Source organism: Nonomuraea sp. JJY05, assembly GCF_043496855.1.
Taxonomy (GTDB): domain Bacteria; phylum Actinomycetota; class Actinomycetes; order Streptosporangiales; family Streptosporangiaceae; genus Nonomuraea.
In genome coordinates, this window is sequence record NZ_JBIEIS010000021.1 from 1 (window position 1) to 25,888 (window position 25,888).

Here is a 25,888-nt window from a genome sequence, read left to right on the forward strand (position 1 = left end):
GGTTACGGCGGTTATGGCGGGAAGGAAACACCCGGTTACATTCCGAACCCGGAAGTTAAGCTTCTCTGCGCCGATGGTACTGCACTCGGGAGGGTGTGGGAGAGTAGGTCGCCGCCGGACAATCTTTGGAGGGGGTTCGACGCCTTGGGCGTCGGACCCCCTTTTTTTTGTGCGCGTTCCATGTCGTCACGGCCCCGGGTCGGGACCGCTTCCGGCGGTCAGTAGGGTTGTGGTGTGGATTATCGTGCGGTTGAACGCGCGATCATGGAGCGCGGCGTCGAGTGGGATTTCGAGCCGACGCTCGACAGGATCGCGGCCCTTCTCGATGTGCTCGGTTCGCCGCAAAGGGCGTACCCGGTCATACACATCGCGGGCACCAACGGAAAGACGAGCACGGCCCGGCTCACCGAGGCGTTGCTCAAGGAGCGCAATCTCAGGGTGGGGCGGTTCACCAGCCCTCATCTGGTGTCGGTGCGCGAACGGATCACCGTGGACGGCGAGCCGCTGAGCGAAGAGCGGTTCGCGGAGGTCTACGAGGAGATCATCCCGTATGTCGAGCTGACGGACACGCAGGGGCGTCGCATCCAGTTCTTCGAGCTGCTGACCGCCATGGCGTTCGCCGCCTTCGCGGACACCCCGGTCGACGTCGCCGTCATCGAGGCCGGCATGGGCGGGTCCTGGGACGCGACGAACGTGGCCGACGGCATCGTGTCCGTGATCACACCCATCTCGCTCGATCACACCGACCGTCTGGGGCCCGACATTCCCAGCATCGCCGGTGAGAAGGCCGGCATCATCAAGCCCGGCACCACCACTGTCCTCGCCCAGCAGGAGCTGGCCGCGGCCGAGGTGCTCATGCGGCGGGCCGCCGAGGTCGGCGCGGTCGTGGCCCGTGAGGGGCTCGAGTTCGGCGTGCTCAACCGGGAGGTGGCCATCGGCGGGCAGCTGCTCACCCTGCGCGGCCTCAAGGGCGTCTACGACGAGGTCTACCTGCCGCTCTACGGCGCGCACCAGGCGAGCAACGCGGCCTGCGCGCTGGCCGCCGTCGAGGCGCTGACCGGCGGCGACGACCCGCTCGACGCCGATCTCGTACGGCAGGCGTTCGCCCAGGCCGCCTCGCCGGGGCGGATGGAGGTCGTGCGGCGGACGCCGACGGTCGTGATCGACGCGGCCCACAACCCGGGCGGCATGCAGGCGACCCTGGAGGGACTGCACGAGGCGTTCGACTTCGCCAAGGTCGTCGGGGTCGTCGCGGTCATGCGGGACAAGGACGTCGACGCGCTGCTCGAGCTGCTCGAACCGATGCTCGACCAGATCATCGTCACGCGTAACTCCTCGCCCAGGTCGATGTCTCCGGAGGAGCTCGCGTCCCTGGCCGAGCCGCTGTTCGGCGAGGAGCGCGTACACGTGGTCGACCGGCTGGACGACGCCATCGACCAGGCCATCGGCGTCGCCGACGCCGAGGGCGAGTTCAGCGGCACGGGCGTGCTCATCACCGGATCCGTCGTGACGGCGGGTGACGCGCGGCAGCTGCTCAAGGCGGATGGTTCGCGATGAATTTCCAGGTGACTCCAGGTATGCGCAGGCTGGGCGCCAGCGTGCTCGGCATGGAGGCCATCGTGGCGGGGCTGATCACGCCCGTGGCGATCACCGTGGGCGGGGTGGCGCCCGCGCTCGCGGTGACCGCCGGCATCGGGCTGGCCGTGCTGTGCGTGGTGGCCGCGGGCCTGCTCAAGCGGCCTGTCGGCTACGTCCTGGGCAGCCTCGTACAGGTGCTGGCGATCGGCACGGGCTTCCTCGTGCCGATGATGTTCTTCCTCGGCGCGATCTTCACAGCACTGTGGATCACGGCGATTATCGTCGCTCGCCGTGTTGAGGGCGCTACTTCCCGCTAAAGTCGGCGCATGACCGTCCCCCCGATTCAGCGGTCGGCAGGGCCCAGGGTCCCATGGCTGCTCGACGTGACGCTCGGGCTGCTCGTCGTTGCCGCGTTGCCGCTGGCGCTCGTCACCGTTCCCAACACGCTCTCCGTCGTCGCCAAGCTGCTGCCCGGCGACATCGACCAGGTCGGGCTGATGCGCACGCACGGGCTGGCCCTGCCCGCGCTGATGCTGACCGTGCCGCTGGCGGCGGTGGTGCTGCGGCGCGTGCAGGTGGTTCACGTCGTGCTGGCGGGGCTGGCGCTGGTGGCCCTGTCCGACATCGCCGGTGGGTACGCGGGCTCGGAGCTCCTCGCCGGAGTGGTGCGGGTGCTGCGCGGCATCGGCGCGGGCCTGGTCGTGCCCGCCACGCTGGCGGCCGTCTGGGACCGCGTGCTGGTGCTGCGGGCGCTGTGGGTGGGCGTGTTCAGCCTGAGCCTGCTCGCTGCCGAGGCGCTGGCGCTGTGGCCGCTCGACAAGGCGACCAGCTGGCGGGTCACGCTGCAGCCGTACCCGATGCTGACGGGCATCGCGCTGGCCCTGGCGGGCGCGTACCTGATCGTCTGGATCCTGCTCGGGCGGCCTGCCGCGCCGATGCTCAACGACGGGGAGCGCAGCCGGCTGCTGCTGGCCGCCGTGCCGGCGGCGGGCATCGCGGTCGTGGCGATCAGCACCGCGACCGAGGGATGGCGGGCCATCCCGGTGATCGTGCTGGCGGTGGTGGCCGTGGCCGGGCTGCTGGGGCTGGCCACGATAGGGGCCGCGGAGAGCCGTACGCTGGCCTACTCCATGGTTGCGGTCGGCGTGGTGCTGCTGCCCAGCGCGGCCCAGATCACCCTGGTGGAGATGGGCGGGCTCGGCGGGCCGGGGCTGCGGGGGCTCTGGGTGCCGTACGCGGTGGCCGGGCTGCTGGCCGTCGGCGCATCCGCGGCGGTGCGGAAGTTCGCGCGGCCTTCCGGGCGGTGGCTGGCGCCTCTGGGGCTGCTCGCGATGGTCGTGGGGCTGTGCTCCGTGCGGCTCGTCGTGCCGTCGGCCGACGGGCTGGTGCTGGCGGTGCCGTTCACGCTGCTCGCGGTGGGGGCGGCGGTGGCGCTGACGTCGGCGCTGCAGGAGGTGGGGGTCGGGACGGCCGTCTTCGGGCTGTCGCTGTGCGTCGCCGGGGTGCTGGCGGGGTTCCTGCTCGGTACGGGCGTGCAGATGGCGATGCTGGACGGGGTGTCGTCGGCTCAGGAGCTGGTCGACAGCTTTGTCGGCGCGCTGCACTCGTGGGCCCTGATCGGCGGCTTCCTCGTGGTGCTGGTCATCGTGCTCTCCACCGTGATGGCCCGGCGGAGTGCCGTCAGGCCCGCGGAGGGCGCCGGCAAAGCGGAGGATGAGGAAGAACCGGCCGGTTCGGTGCCCGCCGTGCCGCCGCAGGGCCAATCGCCCGAGGACACCGCCTCTCCATGAAGCCGTTTCCGTAGGAAAAACGAGGGTGGGGGCGCGGGACGGTAAGCTGAGGCCCAAGCCACGGCGACGCGTGGGCCCGTCCCCCGCGAAGCATCCCGCGGCCGGGCCGGGCGCCCGTGATCGCGATCCTCACTCTGTTCGAAGGAGAACTCCAAGTGTCCGAGCGCACTCTTGTCCTGATCAAGCCCGACGGGGTTAAGCGCGGCCTCATCGGTGACGTGATCGCCCGTGTGGAGCGCAAGGGCCTCAAGGTCGTGGCGATGGACCTGCGCACCCTCGACGCCGACACGGCCAAGTCGCACTACGCCGAGCACTCCGAGCGGCCGTTCTTCGGTGAGCTCGTCGAGTTCATCACGTCCGGGCCGCTCGTCGCCATGGTCCTCGAGGGCCCGCGCGCCGTCGAGGCGTTCCGCGCGCTGGCCGGCGCCACCGACCCGGTCAAGTCGGCCCCCGGCACGATCCGCGGCGACCACGCTCTCGAGATCGGCGAAAACGTCGTCCACGGCTCCGACTCGCCCGAGTCCGCCGCCAGGGAGATCAAGATCTTCTTCCCTGACCGTTTCTAGGCGATTCCGTTCGCCAAAGGGCGCCCGCGCAGCCTGTCGCTGCGCGGGCGCACGTTTTTGTCGGCCGCTTGCCGTAGGGTGACGGGGTCTTGGTGTGCGGGGGCGATTCCTGGGCGAGGCGGGGGCGGGATTTTGTCGGGGCTTCCGCGTACGGTTGGCAAGGTCGATACGTGAGGCCCTGGGTGGATGGGCGTTTTGGATCGTTCCAGCAAGCGATCGGGTGTTGTGGTGCAATCCGGGCAAAATTGCGGTTGAGGTAGGGGCTGGAGATTTTTGTGGGGCGCGAGGGCTCATTGCGCCCATCGGTGGGTACGTCACGTTACGATTCGAATTCGATCCGTAATCATTCGCGAACGACGTTACGGAGGGCTCCGTTCGCCATGGGCAGCAAGCTCGCGTTTCTCGGCCGTGACATGGCGGTCGACCTGGGCACCGCCAACACGCTGGTGTACGTGCGCGGCCGAGGCATCGTGCTCAACGAGCCCTCAGTCGTAGCGATCAACACCGCCACGGGCAAGATCGTGGCGGTCGGCATCGAGGCCAAGCGGATGATTGGTCGTACGCCTGGCAACATCGTCGCCGTCCGCCCGCTCAAAGACGGCGTGATCGCCGACTTCGATGTCACTGAGCGGATGTTGCGATATTTCATCCAGAGGGTGCACCGACGTCGGCATCTCGCCAAGCCGCGCATCATCATCGCCGTGCCGAGCGGCATCACCAGCGTGGAGCAGCGCGCGGTGAAGGAAGCCGGATACCAGGCCGGCGCCAGGAAGGTCTACATCGTCGAGGAGCCCATGGCCGCCGCCATCGGGGCCGGGCTCCCGGTGCACGAGCCGACCGGAAACATGGTGGTCGACATCGGCGGGGGCACCACTGAGGTGGCGATCATCTCGATGGGCGGCGTGGTCACCAGCCAGTCGATCAGGATCGGCGGCGACGAGCTCGACCAGGCGGTGATCGCGTTCGCCAAGAAGGAATACTCGCTGATGCTCGGTGAGCGCACCGCCGAGGAGATCAAGATCGCCATCGGCTCGGCCGGCCCGACCGGTGAGGAGTCGCACGCGGAGATCCGCGGGCGCGACCTCGTCAGCGGGCTGCCCAAGACCATCGTCGTGTCGAGCGAAGAGGTCAGGAAGGCCATCGAGGAGCCGGTCAACGCCATCGTCGACGCGGTCAAGACCACGCTCGACAAGTGCCCGCCCGAGCTGTCCGGCGACATCATGGACCGCGGCATCGCGCTCACCGGCGGGGGAGCCCTGCTCAAGGGGCTGGACGAGCGGGTCAAGGCCGAGACGGGCATGCCCGTGCACCTGGTCGAAAACGCCCTCGACTCGGTCGCCATCGGCTCCGGCAAGTGCGCCGAGGAGTTCGAGGCGCTCCAGCAGGTCCTGGTGCCGGAGTCGCGGCACTGATGAGAGATTCTCGCCATGCGCGGCTGATCCTGGGCGGGCTGCTGACGGCAGCCCTGATCATCCTGACCGTCGACCATCGCACTGGCGACAGCTCACCGCTGCGGCCGCTGCGGACGGCCGCGGCTTATGTGTTCGGCACAGCGGAACAGTTCGGCGGGGGGCTGGTGCGTCCCATCGGAGGGTTCGTCCGGGCCCTCGTCAACGCGCCCAGCGCCCAGGACCGCATCAACGCGCTCAAAGCGGAGAACGCCCAGCTGCGGGCCGGTCTGGTGGCCAGCAAGCTCGACGCGACCCGCTCCAAGGAGCTCAAGCAGCTCCTCGGCCTGTCGGGGGCGGGCGGATACAAGGTCGTCCCGGCCAACGTGGTCGCCCGGCGCGGGTTGCCGGGCTTCGAGGACGCCGTGCAGATCGACGCTGGCGCGAGTGACGGCATCCGTACGGAGATGACCGTGCTCAGCGGCGAAGGCCTGGTCGGGCGTGTCGTCAACGCCGCGCCGCACAGCTCGACGGTGGTGCTCCTCAGCGACCCGGCCTCGGCCGTCGGGGCGCGGCTGGAAGGGGGCAAGGAGATCGGCGTGGTGCATGGGGTGGGGGAGAACGGGCGGCTCGTCCAGTTCCGGCTCCTCGACTCCACGGCCCCGCTGACCAGCGGCGCGCGGATCGTCAGCTTCGGCTCGCAGAACGGCAGCCCATACGTGCCCGGGGTGCCCATCGGGGTGATCGAGCGGGTGGAGTCGACGCCGGGGGAGCTGACCCGTATCGCGTACGCCCGTCCCTATGCGGATCTGTCGGCGCTGGACGTGGTCGGTGTGGTGGTGGAGGCGCCCAAGCGGGATCCGCGTGACGCGGTGCTGCCCGCCAAGGCGCTGCCCGCCGCGGAGGTATCGCGATGATCGGGCGGCGGGCGGTTCCACGGCGCCTGCCGAGCGATGGGCATGGTGATCCGGCCACTCACGGAAGCGGCGACGGCCGCCTAGCGGCGGGATGCGGTGCCGGCCGTCTGGTCGCGGGGTGGGGTGCTGGCGGCCGTGTACGCGCGTGTCAGGGCGGCAGCGGTCGTCTGGAGCGTTCCACCGAGGGTCGGCGTTGTGCGTCTCTGAGGGCGCTTCTGGCGGCATCTGGCGAGGGCTGGGCGTGGGCGGTGCGGAGACCGTCAGGATGGGCCGGCCCTCGAGCGCCTCGCGGAAATTCGGCTTCGGCTCCGGCATGGGAGCCAACGGGGGTGTCGGCGTCGAGCTGGGCGTCGGGCTCTTGCGGAATGAGATCGCCGGTAAAGGTTCGAGCGGCCGGCGGTGGCCGGTGGGCGTCAGCGGCGGCCGGACCGGATCGCCGGTGGGCGTCGGCGACGGCAGGGTCAGATTGCCGGTGGGCGTCAGGCTTGCGCGGGCTGCGGTCGCCGGTGGGGGTTCGAGAGGCGGGCGGTCGCGGGTGGGCGCTGGCTGCGGCCGGTCCAGACGGCTGGCGGGCATCGGCGGCGGCAGGGTGGGATCGCCGGTGGGCTTCGGCGGTGGGCGGGCTGGATCGCGGGTGGGTCTTCGCAGCGCGCGGGGTGAATCGCCGGTGGGGTTTGGCGGCGGATGGGGCGGGTCGTTGGTGGCGGGGTCCGCTGAAACGGGTTGACCGACTTGGCCGGGCTTCGTCCGGCAAGCCGGGAGTGGGGCGGGCATGCGGAGCGGGGCGGATTGTGAGGGATTCCCGGGAGGGGGCGCGGTGATCGGCGGGTTGTCCGTGTTGTTGGCCTTGCTGGCGCAGGTCATGCTGGTCAACCGTTTTCCTCTACCGGCCGGGGGCGCACCCGACCTGGTGCTGCTGGCCGTGATCGGGGCGGCGTTGGGGCGGGGTGCGGCGTCCGGGGCGGTGCTCGGGTTCAGCGCCGGGCTGCTCGTCGATGTCATGCCGCCGACCGCGCACCTCGTGGGGCAGTACGCGTTCGTGCTGGCGCTCGTCGGTTACGTGGCGGGGCGTGGCGCGGGTGGACCGGTCACGACCGTGGTGTTGTGCGTGCTGATGGCGCCGTTGCTGGCTGCGGTCGTGAGCGGGCTGATCGCCGACCCCCGGGTGACGATCTCCACGCTGACCGAGCAGGTGCCCGTCACCATCGTCTACACGCTGGTCGTGTCCCCCATCGTGATCTGGCTGACCACACGGGGCAGGGAGGCGGGGTTCTCAACATGATGCGGATGCGGGCCAGGCTGCTGGTGGTTCAGGTGCTCGTCGTGACCCTGCTCGTCGTACTGGCCGTGCGCCTGTGGCAGGTGCAGGTGGTGCGCGGGAACGAGTTCGTGACGCGGGCGACGGAGACTAGGACACGGGCCGTGATCGTGCCCGCCGTGCGCGGGCAGATCCTCGACTCGCACGGGCGGCCGTTGGTACGCAACAAGACCGCGTTGGTGGTGTCCGTGGACCGGACCAGCCTGACCAGGATGAAGGACGGCGGGCTCAAGGTGTTGAGCAAGCTGTCGGCGGTGCTCGGCCGGCCGGTCGCCGATCTGCAGCAGCGCATCACGCCGTGCGGGCCGGGAGTCTCCAAACCCTGCTGGACGGGGTCGCCGTACCAGCCGGTTCCGCTCGACGAGAAGGTGGACACTCGGGAGGCGCTGCAGATCCTCGAACGGCAGGAGGAGTTTCCCGGGGTGACGGCGGAGATCCACTCCGTCAGGCAGTACCCCGGCGGGCGCGACGGGGCGCAGATGCTCGGCTACCTGCAGCCGGTTACCGAGGCCGAGCTGGAGAAGCGCGAAGGCCTGAAGGCGAGCTTCTCCGGGGTGGACCTGGCTGGGCGTGACGGGCTCGAATACGTCTACGACGAGGCGTTGCGCGGCAAGTCGGGGCTGCGCCGGGTGCAGGTCGACAGGATGGGCAAGGCGCTCGGCGTCGAGGAGCAGATCACGCCGACTCCGGGCGACCACCTGGTGACCAGCATCGACTCGCGGGTCCAGACCGTGGTGGAGAGGGCGCTGGCGAAGGCGATGAAGTCCGCGCCGGGGGCCGACGGCGGCGCGGGGGTGGTGCTCGACGCGCGTACGGGATGGGTGGTGGCGCTGGCCAGCGCCCCCGGGTACGACCCGGCGATCTGGGCGGGCGGGATCTCGACGCGCGGATACCAGTGGCTGCTGTCGGAGAAGTCCGGCAAGCCGCTCGTGTCCCGGGCGATCAACGGACAGTTCGCGCCGGGTTCGACGTTCAAGATCTCGTCGGTGTCCGCGATGTTGCGGTCCGGATACCCGCTGAACGGCACGTACGGGTGCCCCGGCTCCTACATGGTCGGCGACCGGGCCTTCAGTAACTTCCGCGGCATTTCGCTCGGCTCACTCAGCCTGCACACCGCGCTGGTCAAGTCGTGCGACACGATCTTCTACAAGGCCGCGTACGAGCAGTACCTGAAGGACGGCGGGCGCAACCCGAAGAAGGCGACCAAGGAGATCTTCGCCAACACGGCCAGGGCGTTCGGGTTCGGCAGTCCGACCGGGGTGGATCTGCCGGGTGAGTCCTCCGGGCGCATCCCCGACCGGGCGTGGAAGAAGGACCTCTGGAACCGCACCAACGCCGTGAGCTGCGAGCGGTCGCGCAAGGGGTATCCGGAGGTCAAGGATCGGGCGCGGGCCGACTTCCTCAAACGGCTCGCGCTGGAGAACTGCACCGAGGGGTTCCTCCTGCGGCCGGGCGACTCGGCCAACTTCTCCATTGGCCAGGGCGACGTGCTGGTGACGCCGATGCAGCTCGCGCGGGCGTACATGGCGCTGGTGAGCGACGGGAAGGTGCGCAGCCCGCGCATCGGGTGGGCGCAGGTGCGGCCCGACGGCACGGTGGTCAGGACCATCCCGGTGCCGGTGGTGGGCAAGCTGCCGATCAGCGAGAAGGAACGGCTCTACATCAAGAACGCGCTGAGCCAGGTCCCGTCGGACGGCACCGCGGCGGGGGCCTTCGCCGGGTTCCCGATGGACAAGGTGCGCATCGGCGGCAAGACCGGTACCGCGGAGGTCTGGGGCAAGCAGGACACCTCGTGGTTCGCGTCATTCGCGCCTACGAAGAATCCGCAGTACGTGGTCGTGGTGATGGTCTCGCAGGGTGGCATGGGCGCGCAGACGGCGGCGCCTGCGGTGCGGGAGATCTACGAAGGGATCTACGGCATCAAACGGCCTCCCGCCGTGCCCGGTGGGAAGCTCACGACGAGGTTGCCCCGCTTCTCGCCTGACGGAACGGTGGCCGGAGGATGAGCGCCGAGAGCCCCGCGCCGGGTGCGGGCGGTCGGGGGGTGGGCGCCTGCGCCGATGGGTGGAAGGCTGCTGCCGGTGCGTCTGCCACTGGTGCTATCGGTGCTGTCGGTGACGATGGTGTCGGTGGTATGGCTGGTGCCGCTGCGGGTGGCGGTCGCCGGGGCGGGTCTGTGGTGGGCGGCGACCGGACGCGTTGGTCGGCGGTGGGAGATGGCCGCAGGCGTTGGCCCGGGGTGGCTGTTGGCCGGGGTGAGGCTGGACAGGGCGTTGCCGGGACGTCGGTTGGCTGGGGCGTTGCTGGGCCGGCCATTGGGCGGGCGGTTGATGGACCGGGGTTTGGTGCGAGGACGGCTGGTGGGGCTGCCGTTGGGTTGGGGGTTGGTGCGAGGACGGCTGGTGGGGCTGCCGTTGGGCTGGGGGTTGGTGGGACGGCGGCTGGTGGGACGGCCGTTGACCTGGGAGTTGGTGGGACGGGGGTTGCTGGGACGTCGGTTGGGCGGAGGGTTCCTGGGGCGGGCGTTGGGTGGGTGGTGGGCTGTGCCGCTGGGTGGGTGATCGGCTGCGTGGTCGGGTGGGTGGTCGCTGGGATGGAGGTGCGGAGGTGATCGATCGAGCGGTGGCCGTCCGGCGGCCGTCGTTGTTCCGGCGAGTCGCCGGTGAGAACTCGACGGTACGCAGGCTGGACGGCCTGATGCTGGTCGCGGTGGCCGGGCTGTGCGTGATCGGCACGCTGCTCGTCTGGTCGTCCACCAGGACCTGGGCCCCGGGTGCGACGGGGCTGGTGAAGAAGCACATCTTCAACGAGGTGATCGGGATCGTCCTGTGCGCGATCGTCGCGACGGTCGATCATCGCGCCATGCGGGCGTACGCGCCGCTGGTGTTCCTGGTGTCGCTGATAGGGCTGGGGCTGGTCATCACGCCGCTGGGCGCGACGATCAACGGGTCGCACTCGTGGATCCTGCTCGGCGGCGGGTTCGCGGTGCAGCCGTCGGAGTTCGCCAAGGTCGGGCTGTTGCTGATCATCGCGATGCTGCTGGCCCAGCCGGCCGAGGGCAGCGATCGGCCGCGCGGGCTGGACATCTGGCTGGCGCTCCTCGCCTCGGGGGTCACGATGGGGCTGGTGATGCTCCAGCCGGACCTCGGAACGGCGCTGGTGCTGGCGGTGATCACGGCCGCCGGGCTGATCGTCGCGGGGGTGCGCAAGCGGTGGATCGCGGCGCTGACGCTGGTCGCGATCGCCGGGGTGTTCTCGGTGTTCCATTTCCAGCTGCTCGAGCCGTACCAGGTGGCCCGATTCACGGCGTTCGTGGATCCGAGCGTCGATCCGCGCGGGGTGGGCTACAACAGCACGCAGTCGATGATCGCGATCGGTTCCGGGCAGCTCCTGGGAAAGGGGTTGCTGGGGGGCGGGCAGACGACCGGGCGGTTCGTGCCGGAGCAGCACACCGACTTCATCTTCACGGTGGCGGGGGAGGAGTTCGGGTTCCTCGGGTCGGTCACGGTGGTGCTGCTGCTCGGGGTGGTGCTGCTGCGCGGGCTGAAGATCGCCAGGCAGTGCGACGACAGGTTCGGGACGCTGGTCGCGGGCACGATCGTGTGCTGGTTCGCGTTCCAGACGTTCATCAATGTGGGCATGACGATCGGGATCATGCCGATCACGGGGCTGCCGCTGCCGTTCGTGTCGTACGGCGGTACGGCCACATTCGCGAATCTCATTGCGATTGGGCTTCTCCAAGCCATCAGGGTGCGAAGACAGTCGTTTAATTAGAGATATGTTCTTGGCCTATTGCGATGAGTGCGAAGAGCGCTTCCTGCTGCCCGCGAGCCACGTCGTCGGCGTGCACAATCTGTCGAGCGGCGTGATCGCCGTCGAGCTGACCTGCTACGAGGGGCACCACCTCCTGGTGCTCAGCGGAAACGACATCGACATCCCTGGACCTGCCACCGTCTGAGCGCCGCTACGCTGGACCGTATGTCTGTCGAGTCGATATTCCCCCGCCTGGAAGCGCTGCTGCCCAAGGTGCAGAAGCCCATCCAGTACGTCGGGGGTGAGCTCAACTCGACCCTCAAGGACTGGGACTCCGCCGACGTGCGGTGGGCGCTGATGTACCCGGACGCCTACGAGGTCGGGCTGCCCAACCAGGGTGTGGCGATCCTCTACGAGATCCTCAACGAGCTGCCCGGCACGCTGGCCGAGCGCACCTACGCGGTGTGGCCGGATCTCGAGGCGCTCATGCGGGCCGAGGGCGTCCCGCAGTTCACCGTCGACGCGCACCGGCCGGTGCGCGCCTTCGACGTGCTCGGCGTGTCGTTCTCGACCGAGCTGGGCTACACCAACATGCTCAACGCGCTCGACCTGGCGGGCATCCCGCTGATGGCCGTGGACCGGGGCGAGGACGACCCGATCGTGCTCGCCGGCGGCCACGCGGCCTTCAACCCGGAGCCGATCGCCGACTTCCTCGACGCGGCCGTGCTCGGCGACGGAGAGCAGATCTGCATCGCCATCTCCGAGGTCATCCGCGAGTGGAAGGCCGAGGGCAGACCCGGCGGGCGGGACGAGCTGCTCATGCGGCTCGCCGAGTCCGGCGGGGTATATGTCCCGAAATTTTACGATGTGGACTACCACCCGGACGGTCGCATCAAGCGCGTCGCCCCCAACAGGGCCGACGTGCCGTGGCGGGTGCACAAGCACACCGTGATGGACCTCGACGAGTGGCCCTACCCGAAGAAGCCACTGGTCCCGCTGGCCGAGACCGTGCACGAGCGGTTCAGCGTGGAGATCTTCCGCGGCTGCACCCGTGGCTGCAGGTTCTGCCAGGCGGGCATGATCACGCGCCCGGTGCGGGAGCGCTCGATCACCACGATCGGGGCGATGGTCGAAAACGGCATCAAGGAATCCGGCTTCAACGAGGTCGGTCTGCTGTCGCTGTCGTCGGCCGACCACTCCGAGATCGGCGACGTCGCCAAGGGCCTGGCCGACCGCTACGAGGGCACCAACACCTCGCTCTCGCTGCCGTCCACCAGGGTCGACGCGTTCAACATCGACCTGGCCAACGAGTTCTCCAGGAACGGCAGGCGCTCCGGCCTGACGTTCGCGCCGGAGGGCGGCTCCGAGCGCATGCGCAAGGTGATCAACAAGATGGTCACCGAAGAAGACCTGATCCGCACCGTCACCACGGCCTACTCGCAGGGGTGGCGGCAGGTCAAGCTCTACTTCATGTGCGGCCTGCCCACCGAGCAGGACGAGGACGTGCTGGGCATCGCCGACCTGGCCAAGAAGGTCATCCAGGCGGGCCGCGAGGCGACCGGCAGCCGCGACATCCGCTGCACGGTCTCCATCGGCGGTTTCGTGCCCAAGCCGCACACGCCCTTCCAGTGGGCCGGCCAGGCTGACCACGAGACCGTCGACCGCAGGCTCAAGGAGCTGCGCGACTCGGTCAGAGGCGACAAGCAGTACGGCAGATCCATCGGCTTCCGCTACCACGACGGCAAGCCCTCGATCGTGGAGGGCCTGCTCTCGCGCGGCGACCGCCGGGTCGGCGCCGTGATCCGCGCCGTCTGGGAGGACGGCGGCAGGTTCGACGGCTGGAGCGAGCACTTCTCCTACGAGCGCTGGATGGCGGCCGCCGAGAGAGTGGGCGTCGACGTCGACTGGTACACCACGCGCGAGCGGGAGGAGAACGAGGTCCTGCCGTGGGACCACCTCGACGCCGGGCTCGACCGTGAGTGGCTCTGGCAGGACTGGCAGGAGGCCATTTCCGGTGGCGAGGTCGAAGACTGCCGCTGGACTCCTTGCTACGACTGCGGCGTCTGCCCGACGATGGGCACGGAAATTCAGATCGGCCCCACAGGGCGGAAACTCCTTCCTCTTACGGTGGTCTAGCGCGCTCAGTGGGCAGCCGGTGTCTCGGCGTACACGTACACGCGTCGGGGCGGCTTATCCTGAGACGAAGGAACTCTTACAAGGGAAGGACGACAAGCTCTGAAACCTGTTCCCGAAGGGCCTCCGCCCGCGCCCACGGTGCAGCGACTTCGCGTGCGCTACGCCAAGCGCGGCCGCCTGCGCTTCACCAGCCACCGCGACATCTCGCGGGCCGTTGAGAGAGCGGTTCGCCGTGCCGGCATTCCGGTGGCCTACAGCGCGGGTTTCTCGCCCCACCCGAAGATCTCCTACGCGGGCGCGGCACCGACCGGTGTCGCCAGCGAAGCCGAATATCTCGAGATCGGTGTCACCACGCCGTGCGATCCCGAGCAGGTGAGACAGGACCTGGACGGGTCGCTGCCGCCGGGACTCGACGTGCTCGACGTGGTGGCGGCGGGTCCGGGTGGGCTGGCTGACCGCTTGGAGGTCTCCGACTGGGAGGTGCGACTGCCTGGTGCCGATCGCGAGCTCGCCGAGGTGGCGGCGGAGAAGTTCCTCGCGGCAGGCACTGTGGAGGTCGAGCGCCTCACCAAGAAGGGCCCCCGTCGATTTGACGCGCGGGAAGCCGTCCTGGGGCTCACGGTGTCCGAGGGAACAGACAGAACCGCAGCTCAGGTGCTCGGAGGACCGTGTGTCATACTGCGCATGGTTGTTCGGCACATGACGCCTGCCGTTCGACCCGACGATGTGCTCACAGGGCTGCGCCTTGTGGCCGACTTCGCGCCGCCGGTTCCCCCCGAGGTGACCAGGCTGGCGCAGGGGCCGCTCGACGCCAGCACTGGTGCGCTTGCCGATCCGCTCGACCTGGACCGCGATACGACGCGCGGCGGCGAGGCGGGATCGGCGAGTGAGCACGTCGCCGGTTGAGGAGGTGCCCTGCGCGAGCGGGGCACGACCGCTGACAGGACTTGGCGCCGACACCCCCTCCCGGGGGCGTTGGCGGACAACGAGACACGAGGGCTCCTGCGCGGCGCGGCGACGCGCCCGGGAGCTGACGGGAGAGCGCCCGCATGCTCGAGAACGAGCCCAACGCCGGGGCCATTGGCCCTGACGGGGAGACAATTGAACAGCCCGAGGTGACCCCACGTCGCCGCTCCGCCAGCCGTCCCGCCGGTCCGCCGCCGGAGCCGGAGGAGCCTGCCGACGTTCCGGTCACCACTGCCGCGGCGCAGACCGCGCCGTCCGTGGCTGACGTACAACCGGTGCAGAGCACCGCCGCGCAGCGTGCGGCGGGAGAGCCCGCGCCCGAGATCCTCACTGCCGCGCCCGAGCCGGCGACCGCGCCGGAGAGCCCGGTCGAGGCGGTCGTGGCCGAGGCCGTCGCCGAGGAGAAGCCCAAGAGGACCACGCGCACCCGGTCCACGGCCACGACGACGCGGCGCCGTACGACGAAGAAGGTCGCCGAGGACGAGGCAGAGGCCACCTCCCCGGTGGAGGAGCCGCCTGCCGAGGCCGCCGAGCCGGTCAAGCGGCGCAGGACGCGCAAGAAGGCCGAGCCGGAAGAGGCCGTGGCGCCCGAGCCCGTCGAGGAGGCCGTCGCAGGCGCTGTGGGGGCGGTGGCCGACTCCGAGAAGGCCGCCGCGAGCGAGGGCCCGGCCCGTGCGGCCGCGACGACGGCGCCGCAGAGCGCCGAGGCGGCGCCTGCCGGTGATGTCCGGGCGGCCGAGGATGAGGACATCCTTGAGATCCTGCCCGACAACGAGCCCCTCGACGACGAGCCCGCCGGCGAGGACCTCGACGAGGAGCCCGTACGGCCGAGCCTGCTGTCCGACCCGTTCGGGTTCGCCGCGCGCACGCCGGCCGAGCCCGGCACCGCGTTCCAGCGGCCGGCGGCCATCTTCGCGCCGCTCTTCCAGGCGCCCGACCCCAGCCAGGCCAAGCCCGCCGTCTCCCGGCGGGTCGAGGTGCCGCAGCCCGCTCCAGAGCCCGAGCCCGAGGAGATCGAGGAGCCGGTCGACGAGTCCGCGGTAGAGGACGAGACCGACCTCGACGCCTCCGACGAGCAGGAGGAGGAAGAGGGCGCGGGCCGTCGCCGCCGCCGCAGGCGGGGCGGCCGGGGCCGCGGCAAGTCGCGCGAGCGTGACGACGCCGAGGAAGGCGAGGAGCAGGACGAGGAGTCCGAGGAGGAGCAGGCCGAGGAGGGCGCCAACGAAGAGGAGGGCTCTTCCTCGCGTCGCCGCCGTCGCCGTCGCCGCCGGGGCTCCGACGAGGGCGCCGAGCCGGCCAGCGACGACCCGCCGAACACGGTGGTGCGCATCCGCGCGCCGCGTGCGGGCCGCAGCAGCACGCTGGACACCGCGACCGACGGCGTGCAGAGCGTGCGCGGCTCCACCCGGCTGGAGGCCAAGAAGCAGCGCCGCCGCGAGGGGCGCGAGCTGGGCCGCAGGCGGCCGCCGATCATCACGGAGTCGGAGTTCCTGGCTCGCCGCGAGTCCGTCGACCGGATGATGGTGGTGCGCCGTCAGGGCGACCGTACGCAGATCGCGGTCCTGGAGGACGGCGTGCTCGTCGAGCACTACGTCAACCGCGAGGCCAGCCAGTCCTACGTCGGCAACGTCTACCTCGGCAAGGTCCAGAACGTGCTGCCCTCGATGGAGGCGGCGTTCGTGGACATCGGCAAGGGCAGGAACGCCGTCCTGTACGCCGGCGAGGTCAACTTCGACACCGCCGGGCTGGAGGGCCAGCCCAAGCGCATCGAGTCGGCGCTGAAGTCGGGCCAGTCGGTGCTCGTGCAGGTCACGAAGGACCCGATCGGGCACAAGGGCGCCCGCCTCACGTCGCAGATCAGCCTGCCCGGGCGATACCTCGTCTACGTGCCGGACGGGTCGATGACCGGCATCAGCCGCAAGCTGCCCGACAAGGAGCGCACGCGGCTCAAGAGCATCCTGAAGAAGGTCATGCCGGAGAACGCCGGCGTGATCGTGCGTACCGCCGCGGAGGGCGCCTCCGAGGACGAGCTGGCGCGTGACGTGGCCCGCCTGTCCGCCCAGTGGGAGAACATCCAGAAGAAGGCCAAGTCGGCCAGCCCGCCCGAGCTGCTGTCCGCCGAGCCCGATCTCACGATCCGGGTCGTGCGCGACGTCTTCAACGAGGACTTCACCTCGCTGATCGTGCAGGGCGCCGACGCCTGGGACACGGTGGACGACTACGTCAAGTACGTCGCGCCGCACCTGGCCGAGCGTCTGGCGCGCTGGGACGGCGATCAGGGTGACGTGTTCGAGCACTACCGGATCGACGAGCAGCTCGGCAAGGCGCTCGAGCGCAAGGTGTGGCTGCCCAGCGGCGGCTCGCTGGTGATCGACCGTACCGAGGCGATGACCGTCGTCGACGTCAACACCGGCAAGTTCACCGGCCAGGGCGGCAACCTCGAGGAGACCGTCACCCGGAACAACCTCGAGGCGGCCGAGGAGATCGTGCGCCAGCTCAGGCTGCGCGACATCGGCGGCATCATCGTGATCGACTTCATCGACATGGTGCTGGAGTCCAACCGCGACCTGGTGCTGCGGCGGCTGCTGGAGTGCCTGGCCCGCGACAGGACCAAGCACCAGGTGGCCGAGGTCACCTCGCTGGGCCTGGTCCAGATGACGCGTAAGCGGGTCGGACAGGGGCTGCTGGAGGCGTTCTCCACGCCGTGCGACTGCTGCAACGGGCGTGGCCTGCTCGTCTCCACGGAGCCGGTCGAGCCCAAGCCCGAGCCGCGCGGCACGCAGGGGAAGATGGCCATCGAGAAGGCGGTCTCCGACAAGGTTTCCGCGGCCAAGGACACCGCGAGCCGTGATACGGTGACCGGTGCGCTTGAAGACGTCCCGGTTGAGGACGACCAGGCCAGCCAGACTTCCGGCAGAGGGCGGCGACGCTCGCGCCGAGCCAAGTCGGCCGAGTAGCTCCGGCAGGCTTCCGACGTTCCGTCCGGTTCGCCTAGGGGACCGTTAATCCGGTACCCTGGTGTATCGGTGCGTCAGGTGACGTGCCCTGTTGGCGCGCTTACTCGGTTCGTCGGTTTGAGACAGGCCGAATGACAGGCGCAGCATTCGGCGGCCGCCTCTCGATGAGGCGGCTGATGTACGAGACAACAGTGAGTCAGTAGAAGGGTTCCGCGGTGTACGCGATCGTTCGTTGCGGCGGCAGGCAGCAGAAGGTCTCCGTCGGTGACGTCCTCGAGGTGGACAAGGTCGCCGGCGAGGTCGGCTCTTCGGTTTCGCTGCCGACGGTGCTCGTCGTCAACGACGGCGATGTGACCACGGAGGCGGGCAAGTTCACGGTCAGCGCCGAGATCCTCGGTGAGACCAAGGGCCCGAAGATTCGGATCCTCAAGTACAAGAACAAGACCGGTTACAAGAAGCGCCAGGGTCACCGCCAGCGGTACACCCAGGTGAAGATCACCGGTATCGAGCAGGCCTGAACGGGAGTTTGAGAGATGGCACACAAGAAGGGCGCGTCGTCCACCCGGAACGGTCGTGACTCCAACGCCCAGCGCCTGGGCGTCAAGCGCTTCGGCGGCCAGCTGGTCAACGCGGGCGAGATCATCGTCCGGCAGCGTGGCACCCACTTCCACCCCGGCGACAACGTGGGGCGTGGCGGCGACGACACGCTGTTCGCGCTGGCGGCCGGGCACGTGCAGTTCGGTGTCAAGCGCGGCCGGCGGGCCGTGAGCATCGTTCCCGTCGCGGAGTAAGGGTTCTTCCTCTCCGTAGACCTTGGGTTTTCTTGCCAAAGGGGTGGATCGCGGTGTCGATCCGCCCCTTTGCTTTTGGCTGACTTCCGCCGGTGGGCGGTATGTGTGGAGGAGTACAGAGTGCCGGACTTCGTGGACCAGGTGGTCCTTCATGTCGGTGCCGGTGACGGGGGGAACGGGTGCGCCTCCATCCACCGGGAGAAGTTCAAGCCGCTCGGCGGCCCCGACGGCGGCAACGGCGGCCGGGGCGGTGACGTCATCCTCGAGGTCGACCCCAACACGGCGACGCTGCTCGAATACCACCGGCGGCCGCACCGCAAGGCCGACAACGGCAAGCAGGGGCAGGGCTCCAACCGCGACGGGGCCAACGGGGCGGACGTGATCCTGCCCGTGCCCAACGGGACCGTGGTGAAGGACGCCTCCACGGGTGAGGTGCTGGTCGACCTCGTGGGCGTCGGCACGCGCTACGTCATCGCCCAGGGCGGGCACGGCGGCCTGGGGAACGCCGCCCTCGCCACGACCAGGCGGAAGGCGCCCGGGTTCGCGCTGCTCGGAGAGCCCGGGGACGCGCTCGACGTCATGCTGGAGCTCAAGAGCGTGGCGGACGTGGCGCTGGTCGGGTTCCCGAGCGCCGGCAAGTCCTCGCTGATCGCCGCCCTGAGCGCGGCCAAGCCCAAGATCGCGGATTACCCGTTCACGACCTTGATCCCCAACCTGGGGGTGGTGACCGCGGGGGAGACCGTGTTCACCGTCGCCGACGTGCCCGGCCTGATCCCGGGGGCCTCGCAGGGGAAGGGGCTCGGACACGAGTTCCTGCGGCACGTCGAGCGGTGCGACATGCTCGTACACGTCATCGACTGCGCCACCATGGAGCCCGGGCGTGACCCGATCACCGACTACGAGGTCATCGAGGCGGAGCTGCACGCTTACGGGAAGCTGGAGGACCGGCCGCGGCTGGTCGTCCTGAACAAGGCCGACGTGCCCGACGCGCGGGAGCTGGCCGAGCTGGTCAGGCCCGAGTTCGAGGCGCGGGGGCTGCGGGTGTTCACGATCTCCGCCGCCACGCATGACGGGCTGCGGGAGCTCACGTACGCGATGGGCGAGTGGGTCGCCGCGGCCAGGGCCCAGAAGCCGGTCGAGGAGCCCACCAGGCTGGTCATCAGGCCCAAGCAGCTCGGCGACACCGGGTTCCGGGTGCGGCGGGTCAACGACAACCTGTTCCAGATCACCGGCGAGAAGCCGGAGCGGTGGATCAGGCAGACGGACTTCAGCAACGACGAGGCCGTGGGTTTCCTCGCCGACCGGCTCGAACGGCTCGGGGTGGAGGAGGAGCTGGCCAAGGCCGGCGCCACCGCCGGGGCCGAGGTGGTCATCGGGCCGATGGAGGGTGGCTACGTCTTCGACTGGCAGCCCACGCTCAGCGCCGAGTCCGTACGGCAGGGCCCGCGCGGGTCCGACAACCGCCTCGGATAGCGGCGCCACGGGCGCAGTACGGCTTCCGCGCCGCCGTCGGCGTGGATGATCTGGCCGGCCGTGAACGCGTTCTCCTCGCTCACCGTCCAGGCCGGCAGGGACGCGATCGCGTTGAGCGGGATGCCGGCGCCCGCCCACGGCGGATCCACGGCGGGCCCACGGCGGATCCACGGCGGGCCCACGGCGGGCCCACGGCGGGCCCACGGCGGAGCGGCGCAGCCACCGGTTGAGGGCGAGCTTGCCCGACGGATGGACGACGTGGCCCGCCCGGTGCGGATGGGGGCCGTGACGTCGGCCGCGGCCTACGCGTCGCGCCGGGGCGATCCGGCCGCGGAGGTGTGGCCGCCGCCGTGTGCGGGGCCGCCCGGATGGCGGGCCATACCCCGCCAGACTCCGGGAGCGAAGGGCTCTCGGAGCTCGGATAGGCTGCCAGACGTGCGGGAACAGATCAGCTCAGCGTCGAAGGTCGTTGTCAAGGTCGGCTCCTCCTCGCTCACCACCCCCCAGGGCACGATCGACGTCGATCGGGTCGACGCCCTTGTGGACGTGCTGGCGGCGCGGCGCCGTACGGGGACCCAGATCGTCCTGGTCTCCTCCGGGGCGATCGCGGCGGGCCTCGGCCCGCTCGGGCTGACCGCGCGACCACGCGACCTGGCCACCCAGCAGGCGGCGGCGTCCGTCGGGCAGGGTGTGCTCGTCGCCCGCTACACCTCCTCCTTCGCCCGCTACTCCCTGCGCGTGGGCCAGGTGCTGCTGACCGCCGACGACATGATGCGCCGCGCCCACCACGCCAACGCCCAGCGCACGCTGGCGCGCCTGCTGGAGCTGGGCATCGTGCCCATCGTCAACGAGAACGACACCGTGGCCACCGACGAGATCCGCTTCGGCGACAACGACCGGCTGGCGGCGCTGGTGGCGCACCTGATCCACGCCGACGCGCTCGTGCTGCTGTCGGACGTCGACGCCCTGTACGACGGCCCGCCGAGCCGCAGCGGCTCCCGGCGCCTGTCGGAGATCCGCGGGCCGGAAGACCTGGTCGGCGTCGAGCTCGGGAAGAACGGCGCGGCGGTGGGCACCGGCGGCATGGTGACCAAGGTGCAGGCCGCCAGGATCGCCACGGGGGCTGGTGTCCCCGTGGTGCTCACGGCGGCCGCTCACGCCGCCCAGGCGCTCGGTGGAGCCGATGTCGGCACCTACTTCCACCCGGGGGGCCGCCATCCCGGCACGCGGCTGCTGTGGCTCGCGCACGCCACCACCGGGCGTGGCCGCCTCCACCTCGATCAGGGGGCGGTGGAGGCCATCGTGGGGCGGCGCAAGTCGCTGCTGCCGGCTGGGGTGACGTCGGTGGAGGGTGAGTTCGCGGCGGGCGATCCGGTGGACCTGTGCGGGCCTCAGGGGCTTGTGGTGGCCCGCGGGCTGGTCAACTTCGACGCCACCGAGATCCCGGGCCTGCTCGGGCGCTCCACCAGGGAGCTGGCCAGCGCGCTCGGTCCGGAATATGAGCGTGAGCTGATCCACCGTGACGACATCGTCATACTGGAAGCTCACAACTAGCCTCACGGGCCCCGTCCCAGGGGGCCATGAGCGTGAGGGGCTCGCCCCGCTCTGGACTGAGGAGCGCAGGGAACGGAGCGACCGGAGTGACGAGGGAAGAGCGGGGCTCGCAGAGCCCCGGACAGCGGAGCGGAGCGTGGCCATGAGCGTGAGGGGCTCGCCCCGCTCTGGACTGAGGAGCGCAGGGAGCGGAGCGACCGGAGTGACGAGGGAAGAGCGGGGCTCGCAGAGCCCCGAACAGCGGAGCGGAGCGTAGCCATGAACACTGAGTTCGTGAAGGTCGCCCAGGCGGCGCGGGAGGCGGCCGCCGAGCTGGCCCCGCTGCCGCGGGCGCCGAAGGACCGGGCGCTGCGTGCCGTGGCCGACGCCCTGGTCGCGCATGCGGCGGAGATCGTCGAGGCCAACGCCAAGGATGTCGAGCAGGCCAGGGCGCAGGGCACGTCGGAGGCGATGGTCGACCGGCTGCGGCTCGACGAGGCCAGGGTCGCCGCCATCGCCGAGGCCGTGCGCCAGGTGGCCGACCTGCCCGACCCGGTCGGCGAGGTCGTACGCGGCACCACCCTGCCCAACGGGCTGGAGCTGCGCCAGCTCAGGGTGCCGCTCGGCGTCATCGGCATCATCTACGAGGGCCGCCCCAACGTCACCGTCGACGCCGCCGCGCTCTGCCTCAAGAGCGGCAACGCGGTGCTGCTCCGGGGCTCCTCCAGCGCCTACTCCTCCAACACGGCCCTGGTGAAGGTCATGCAGGACGCGCTGGAGGGCACCGAGGTGCCCGCCGGAGCCGTCCAGCTCGTGCCGGGGCAGACCCGCGACTCGGTCAAGGAGCTCATGCGCGCCCGCGGCCTGGTCGACGTGCTCATCCCGCGCGGCGGCGCCTCGCTGATCAACTCGGTGGTCGAGGAGTCCACGGTGCCGGTGATCGAGACCGGCGTCGGAAACTGCCACGTCTACGTGGACGCCGAGGCCGACGTCGACCTGGCTGTGCAGATCCTGGTCAACGCCAAGGCGCAGCGGCCGTCGGTGTGCAACGCGGCCGAGACGTTCCTCGTCCACGAGGACGTCGCCGACGCGTTCGTGCCCCGGGCGCTGGCGGCGCTCGCCGAGGCGGGCGTGACCGTGCACGGTGACGAGCGCATCGCCGGGTACGGCTCCGGCGTCGTTCCCGTCACCGAGGACGACTTCTACGCCGAATACCTCTCGCTCGACATCGCCGCCGCGGTCGTCGGCTCGCTGGAGGAGGCGGTGGCCCACATCAGGAAGTACGGCTCCGCCCACACCGACGCCATCGTCACCAGGTCGCAGCGGGCGGCGCGCAGGTTCGTGGCGCTGGTCGACTCGGCGGCCGTGGCGGTCAACGCCTCGACGAGGTTCACCGACGGCGGGGAGTTCGGGTTCGGGGCGGAGATCGGCATCTCCACGCAGAAGCTCCACGCGCGCGGCCCGATGGGGCTGCCCGAGCTCACCTCCACCAAGTGGGTCTACACCGGTGAGGGGCATTTGCGCACGTCAGAGGGCACGGTGGTGGCCGGTTGACCGGCGTGTCGGCCTGACCGGCGCCGTGGAGCGCAGGTTGACTGAGGGGCATGGAGATTGTCGTCGCCCTTGTCTTCTCGGCGGCCGTGCTGTTCGGCGCCGACCGGCTGCTGCTCTGGCTCGAGAGCCGCGGACACGTCCACTGGCGCAGAAAGGGACGCAGGCAGCTGTCGGACGAGCCCACGGCCCGGCTCGACAGCATGCTCTCGGATCACACTCGCCGATAATCCTTCGGCGTGCCTCAAGCGTCGACAGGCGTCCCAGCGCTAGGGTTAGGTCCCTTATGGGCGCGCCGGGCGGGGAGGGACGGTGAGCAAGCTCGGCAAGATAGGGCCGTACACCCTGGTCGAGCGGCTCGGCCGGGGCGGCATGGGCGAGGTCTACCTCGCGACCACCCGCCGGAGTGAGAGCGTCGCTCTCAAGGTCCTGCACGATCTGGCCGAGGACGAGACCTCCCGGGTCCGGCTGGAGCGCGAGGTCCGCGCGCTGCGCCGGGTCGAGAGCCCGTACGTGGCCAAGGTGCTCGACGCCGACCTGAGCTGTGCCCGCCCCTACCTGGTCATGGAGTACATCGAGGGCGCCACGCTCCTCGACCGCGTCCGCCAGAGTGGCGCGCTCGACGTCGCCGACCTCGTGGACCTGGCCCAGGGCATCGCCGCGGCCCTGGCGATCATTCACGCGGCCGGGGTCGTGCACCGGGACCTCAAACCGGGCAACATCATCATGGGCGCCGAGGGGCCCGTGCTCATCGACTTCGGCATCGCGCAGGTGCTCGACGCGACCCGGCTCACCATGACCGGCACGTTCCTCGGCACGCCCGGCTACACCGCGCCGGAGATCTTCGCCGACGAGCAGGTCGACTCGCCCGCCGACGTGCACGCCTGGGCGGCGACGGTGGCGTTCGCGGCGACGGGGCGGCCGACGTTCGGGCGGGGGACGGCCGAGGCGCAGATGTACGCGGTGCTCAACGGGCAGGCCGACCTCAAGGGCGTGCCCGTGGAGCTGCTGCCGCTGGTACGCGCCGCGCTCAACAGGGAGCCCGGCAAGCGCCCCACGGCGGCGTTGCTGGCCGATCGGCTGTCCCGGCTGGCAAAAGCCACCAGCGCGGCCGAGCCGGAGCCCGCCTTCGGGCCCTCGGAGGAGGCCAAGACGGGCCGGGCCACCCCCGAGGAGAAACCAGCGCGGAGCCGGGCAAACACGGATAGTAAGGTCCCCGCCCCGCGTACCCGTACGAACCCTGACACGAAGGGCTCCGCCGTTCGCGCCGACTGCAAGGGCGCCGCGGCGCGCAGCCGTACCGGCACGGATGGGAAGGGCGCCGCGGTGCGCAGCCGCGCCGAGGTGCCCGCGCCGCGCGGGCGCACGGGCGCGGCGGACGGGAAGTCCGCTCTCGCGCGCTCCAAGATGACCGCGCCGCGCCAGCGCGCGGCGGCGGCCGTCCGGAGCCGCCCGCAGGTGCGCAGGAAGGCCGGGCTCAGGGCGGAGTCGGCCACCACGCTGCCCGCGGGCAACGGCGCCCTGCTGATGCTCGCCGTGCTCGCCGTGCCGTGCGTGGTGACCTCGGTGATCTGGCCGATCGCCTCCATCGCCATCACGGGAGTGTTCGTGGTGCTGACCAGGACGCTCTGGATGAGCCACTGGCTGGTCAGGAACCGCAGCTCGCGGCGTACGCGGGTGGCGCTGCGCGTGCTGCTCTTCCCCGTCGCCCTGGTCGGGGCGGCCGCCACCGCCGCCGCGTGGCCGGGCGTGCCGGTCGCGCTGGCGTCGGGCGGCGCGCTCTGGGTGACCGGCGGCGGAGTGATCGACTCCGACTGGTGGCAGCAGCCCGCGCCCGTGACGGTGGCGGGCGTGGTGTTCGGGATGCTGTGCGGCGGCTTCGCCGGGCGCGAGATCGAGCGGATCGGGCATCGGCTGCCCGACCTGCGCAGGGAGGGGCTGCGCGCACTGGCCGTGCTGGGCGGGTTCGTCGCCCTGTGCGCGGCCGCCGTGCGCGCCATCGCCCTCCTGCTCTGACCTGCCGCTCTCCAAGGCAGGCCGAAGCGTCGGCCGCCGCTGCCCCTTGGCGAGGGTCGCGGCGGGTTTCGCGGCCGATCAAGCTGATCGGCCGCGTACGGCGGTGCGGCCGGTCAGCCCTGGCCGCCGTCGCGGCGCGAGAAGCGGTTGAAGATGCGCTCGCCCGCGTTGACCGCGCCCTCGGCCACGTCGCGCAGGACACCGATGAACGGGTCCTGCGACTGGGACCAGGACGCGCGGTAGGACTCGGCCGCGGCCTTGATCTCGTCGGTCACTCGTGCGTTGGGGTCGTCCTCCCTGCGCGGGTAGTCCCCGCCCAGGATGCGCTCGTACTCGCCGCTGCGCTGCCACTTGTCCAGCTCGGCCACGCGCACCACCGCGAACGGGTGGGTCGTGCCGAGCAGGTTGAGCACCTTGAGGAAGCCGTCGCGAAGGTCGCCCGCGGTGTCGTATTCCTGGTACTGCTCCAGGAACGCCTCGATGTTCATCTCGTGGGTGTAGTCGCCGCCGGCGAGCTTCATCAGCGCCCTCTTGGCCGCCTCGGGGTCCTGGCCGACGAGCAGGCCGCCGCGGTCGGAGGACAGCTCCGACTTGCGGTACCACTCCTCCAGGCCCGCGACGATCGCGCGCAGGCCGATGTAGCCGAGCGGGATCCAGGCGACGCGGGTGGCGAGTCGGGTGAGGATGTCGAGCATCGTCCGGTAGACCGCGTGCCCCGACAGGATGTGGGCGGTCTCGTGGCCGATGACGAAGCGCTGCTCCTCCTCGTTCATGAGGTTGAGCAGACCGGTGGTCACGACGATGAACGGGTCGTCGAAGCCGATGGCCTTGGCCTGGACCTGCGGATCCTGCTGGATATAGATCTCGGGGATCCGGTGCAGGTCGAGGGTGTAGGCGGCGTCGCGGCCCATGTCGTAGACGGAGCGGAACTGGGTCTCGCTCACGCGCACGGCTGACGCCAGGTACATCAGGCGCAGCCGGCGCTCGCTGATGAGGCCGGACATCTGCTTGAGAACCGTGTCGAACCCACTCAACTTACGCAGAGCGACCAGGGCGGACCGGTCTGCGGGGTGTTCGTAGGCTCGGGACGAGATGCCGGGCAGTTGGACGCGGTTGCGGTCCGGGGTGGTCGTCATGCCCGGCATGCTACGTCCG

General features: G+C 70.5%; 21 protein-coding genes and 1 rRNA gene. 21 read left to right on the plus strand and 1 reads right to left on the minus strand.

The window, feature by feature from the left end; translation table 11 throughout:
* Positions 1 to 3 precede the first annotated feature (3 nt).
* The 21 genes from rrf to ACFKCF_RS30835 all read left to right on the plus strand — a co-directional run bounded on the left by rrf (position 4) and on the right by ACFKCF_RS30835 (position 24,733).
* Positions 4 to 120: ribosomal RNA gene (rrf, locus tag ACFKCF_RS30735) — 5S ribosomal RNA — on the plus strand.
* A gap of 144 nt (positions 121 to 264) precedes the next feature.
* The gene (locus tag ACFKCF_RS30740; RefSeq protein WP_394498925.1) at positions 265 to 1,557 is read left to right on the plus strand and encodes a bifunctional folylpolyglutamate synthase/dihydrofolate synthase; all 1,293 of its coding nucleotides are present in this window, start codon (positions 265 to 267) and stop codon (positions 1,555 to 1,557) included.
* 20 nt (positions 1,558 to 1,577) lie between these two features.
* A complete protein-coding gene (locus tag ACFKCF_RS30745) occupies positions 1,578 to 1,895 on the plus strand; it encodes a DUF4233 domain-containing protein (protein WP_394498755.1) in 318 nt (105 codons plus the stop codon).
* 9 nt (positions 1,896 to 1,904) lie between these two features.
* Complete coding sequence (locus ACFKCF_RS30750) at positions 1,905 to 3,368, plus strand: hypothetical protein (RefSeq protein WP_394498756.1); 1,464 nt, start codon at positions 1,905 to 1,907, stop codon at positions 3,366 to 3,368.
* A gap of 155 nt (positions 3,369 to 3,523) precedes the next feature.
* Positions 3,524 to 3,934, plus strand: coding sequence for a nucleoside-diphosphate kinase (gene ndk / locus ACFKCF_RS30755; protein ID WP_138720277.1), 411 nt, complete (start codon positions 3,524 to 3,526; stop codon positions 3,932 to 3,934).
* Positions 3,935 to 4,314: 380 nt separating this feature from the next.
* A complete protein-coding gene (locus ACFKCF_RS30760; RefSeq protein WP_185078196.1) occupies positions 4,315 to 5,346 on the plus strand; it encodes a rod shape-determining protein in 1,032 nt (343 codons plus the stop codon).
* Entirely contained in the window at positions 5,346 to 6,239 is an 894-nt protein-coding gene (mreC, locus tag ACFKCF_RS30765) for a rod shape-determining protein MreC (RefSeq protein WP_394498757.1), read from the plus strand. Before ACFKCF_RS30760 ends, mreC begins: the two co-directional genes overlap by 1 nt.
* Before the next feature lie 817 nt (positions 6,240 to 7,056).
* Entirely contained in the window at positions 7,057 to 7,521 is a 465-nt protein-coding gene (mreD, locus tag ACFKCF_RS30770; protein ID WP_394498758.1) for a rod shape-determining protein MreD, read from the plus strand.
* Positions 7,518 to 9,563, plus strand: a complete 2,046-nt coding sequence (gene mrdA, locus ACFKCF_RS30775; protein WP_394498759.1) for a penicillin-binding protein 2 — start codon at positions 7,518 to 7,520, stop codon at positions 9,561 to 9,563. Before mreD ends, mrdA begins: the two co-directional genes overlap by 4 nt.
* 601 nt (positions 9,564 to 10,164) lie before the next feature.
* On the plus strand, positions 10,165 to 11,331 hold the full coding sequence (gene rodA / locus ACFKCF_RS30780; RefSeq protein WP_394498760.1) for a rod shape-determining protein RodA: 1,167 nt from the start codon (positions 10,165 to 10,167) through the stop codon (positions 11,329 to 11,331).
* A 4-nt stretch (positions 11,332 to 11,335) separates the two neighbouring features.
* Positions 11,336 to 11,515, plus strand: a complete 180-nt coding sequence (locus tag ACFKCF_RS30785) for a hypothetical protein (protein WP_394498761.1) — start codon at positions 11,336 to 11,338, stop codon at positions 11,513 to 11,515.
* 20 nt (positions 11,516 to 11,535) lie between these two features.
* The gene (locus tag ACFKCF_RS30790; RefSeq protein ID WP_394498762.1) at positions 11,536 to 13,446 is read left to right on the plus strand and encodes a TIGR03960 family B12-binding radical SAM protein; all 1,911 of its coding nucleotides are present in this window, start codon (positions 11,536 to 11,538) and stop codon (positions 13,444 to 13,446) included.
* A 138-nt stretch (positions 13,447 to 13,584) separates the two neighbouring features.
* Positions 13,585 to 14,352 carry a TIGR03936 family radical SAM-associated protein gene (locus ACFKCF_RS30795; protein WP_394498763.1) on the plus strand — a complete coding sequence of 256 codons (768 nt, stop codon included), beginning with the start codon at positions 13,585 to 13,587 and terminating at the stop codon, positions 14,350 to 14,352.
* A 143-nt stretch (positions 14,353 to 14,495) separates the two neighbouring features.
* On the plus strand, positions 14,496 to 17,369 hold the full coding sequence (locus ACFKCF_RS30800; RefSeq protein WP_394498764.1) for an Rne/Rng family ribonuclease: 2,874 nt from the start codon (positions 14,496 to 14,498) through the stop codon (positions 17,367 to 17,369).
* 215 nt (positions 17,370 to 17,584) lie between these two features.
* Positions 17,585 to 17,887, plus strand: a complete 303-nt coding sequence (gene rplU / locus ACFKCF_RS30805; protein WP_043634375.1) for a 50S ribosomal protein L21 — start codon at positions 17,585 to 17,587, stop codon at positions 17,885 to 17,887.
* A 15-nt stretch (positions 17,888 to 17,902) separates the two neighbouring features.
* The gene (rpmA, locus tag ACFKCF_RS30810; RefSeq protein ID WP_012893687.1) at positions 17,903 to 18,160 is read left to right on the plus strand and encodes a 50S ribosomal protein L27; all 258 of its coding nucleotides are present in this window, start codon (positions 17,903 to 17,905) and stop codon (positions 18,158 to 18,160) included.
* Between the two features lie 120 nt (positions 18,161 to 18,280).
* Entirely contained in the window at positions 18,281 to 19,633 is a 1,353-nt protein-coding gene (gene obgE, locus ACFKCF_RS30815; RefSeq protein ID WP_394498765.1) for a GTPase ObgE, read from the plus strand.
* A 435-nt stretch (positions 19,634 to 20,068) separates the two neighbouring features.
* On the plus strand, positions 20,069 to 21,187 hold the full coding sequence (gene proB, locus ACFKCF_RS30820) for a glutamate 5-kinase (protein WP_394498766.1): 1,119 nt from the start codon (positions 20,069 to 20,071) through the stop codon (positions 21,185 to 21,187).
* Positions 21,188 to 21,445: 258 nt separating this feature from the next.
* The gene (locus tag ACFKCF_RS30825) at positions 21,446 to 22,720 is read left to right on the plus strand and encodes a glutamate-5-semialdehyde dehydrogenase (protein ID WP_394498767.1); all 1,275 of its coding nucleotides are present in this window, start codon (positions 21,446 to 21,448) and stop codon (positions 22,718 to 22,720) included.
* A 50-nt stretch (positions 22,721 to 22,770) separates the two neighbouring features.
* Entirely contained in the window at positions 22,771 to 22,947 is a 177-nt protein-coding gene (locus tag ACFKCF_RS30830; protein WP_364840902.1) for a hypothetical protein, read from the plus strand.
* 82 nt (positions 22,948 to 23,029) lie between these two features.
* Positions 23,030 to 24,733 (plus strand): protein kinase, encoded by a 1,704-nt coding sequence (locus tag ACFKCF_RS30835; protein ID WP_394498768.1) that lies wholly within the window; start codon positions 23,030 to 23,032, stop codon positions 24,731 to 24,733.
* A 113-nt stretch (positions 24,734 to 24,846) separates the two neighbouring features.
* On the opposite strand, the gene ACFKCF_RS30840 is transcribed toward ACFKCF_RS30835, so the two are convergent.
* On the minus strand, positions 24,847 to 25,878 hold the full coding sequence (locus ACFKCF_RS30840) for a M48 family metallopeptidase (RefSeq protein WP_394498769.1): 1,032 nt from the start codon (positions 25,876 to 25,878) through the stop codon (positions 24,847 to 24,849).
* Between the last annotated feature and the right edge of the window lie 10 nt (positions 25,879 to 25,888).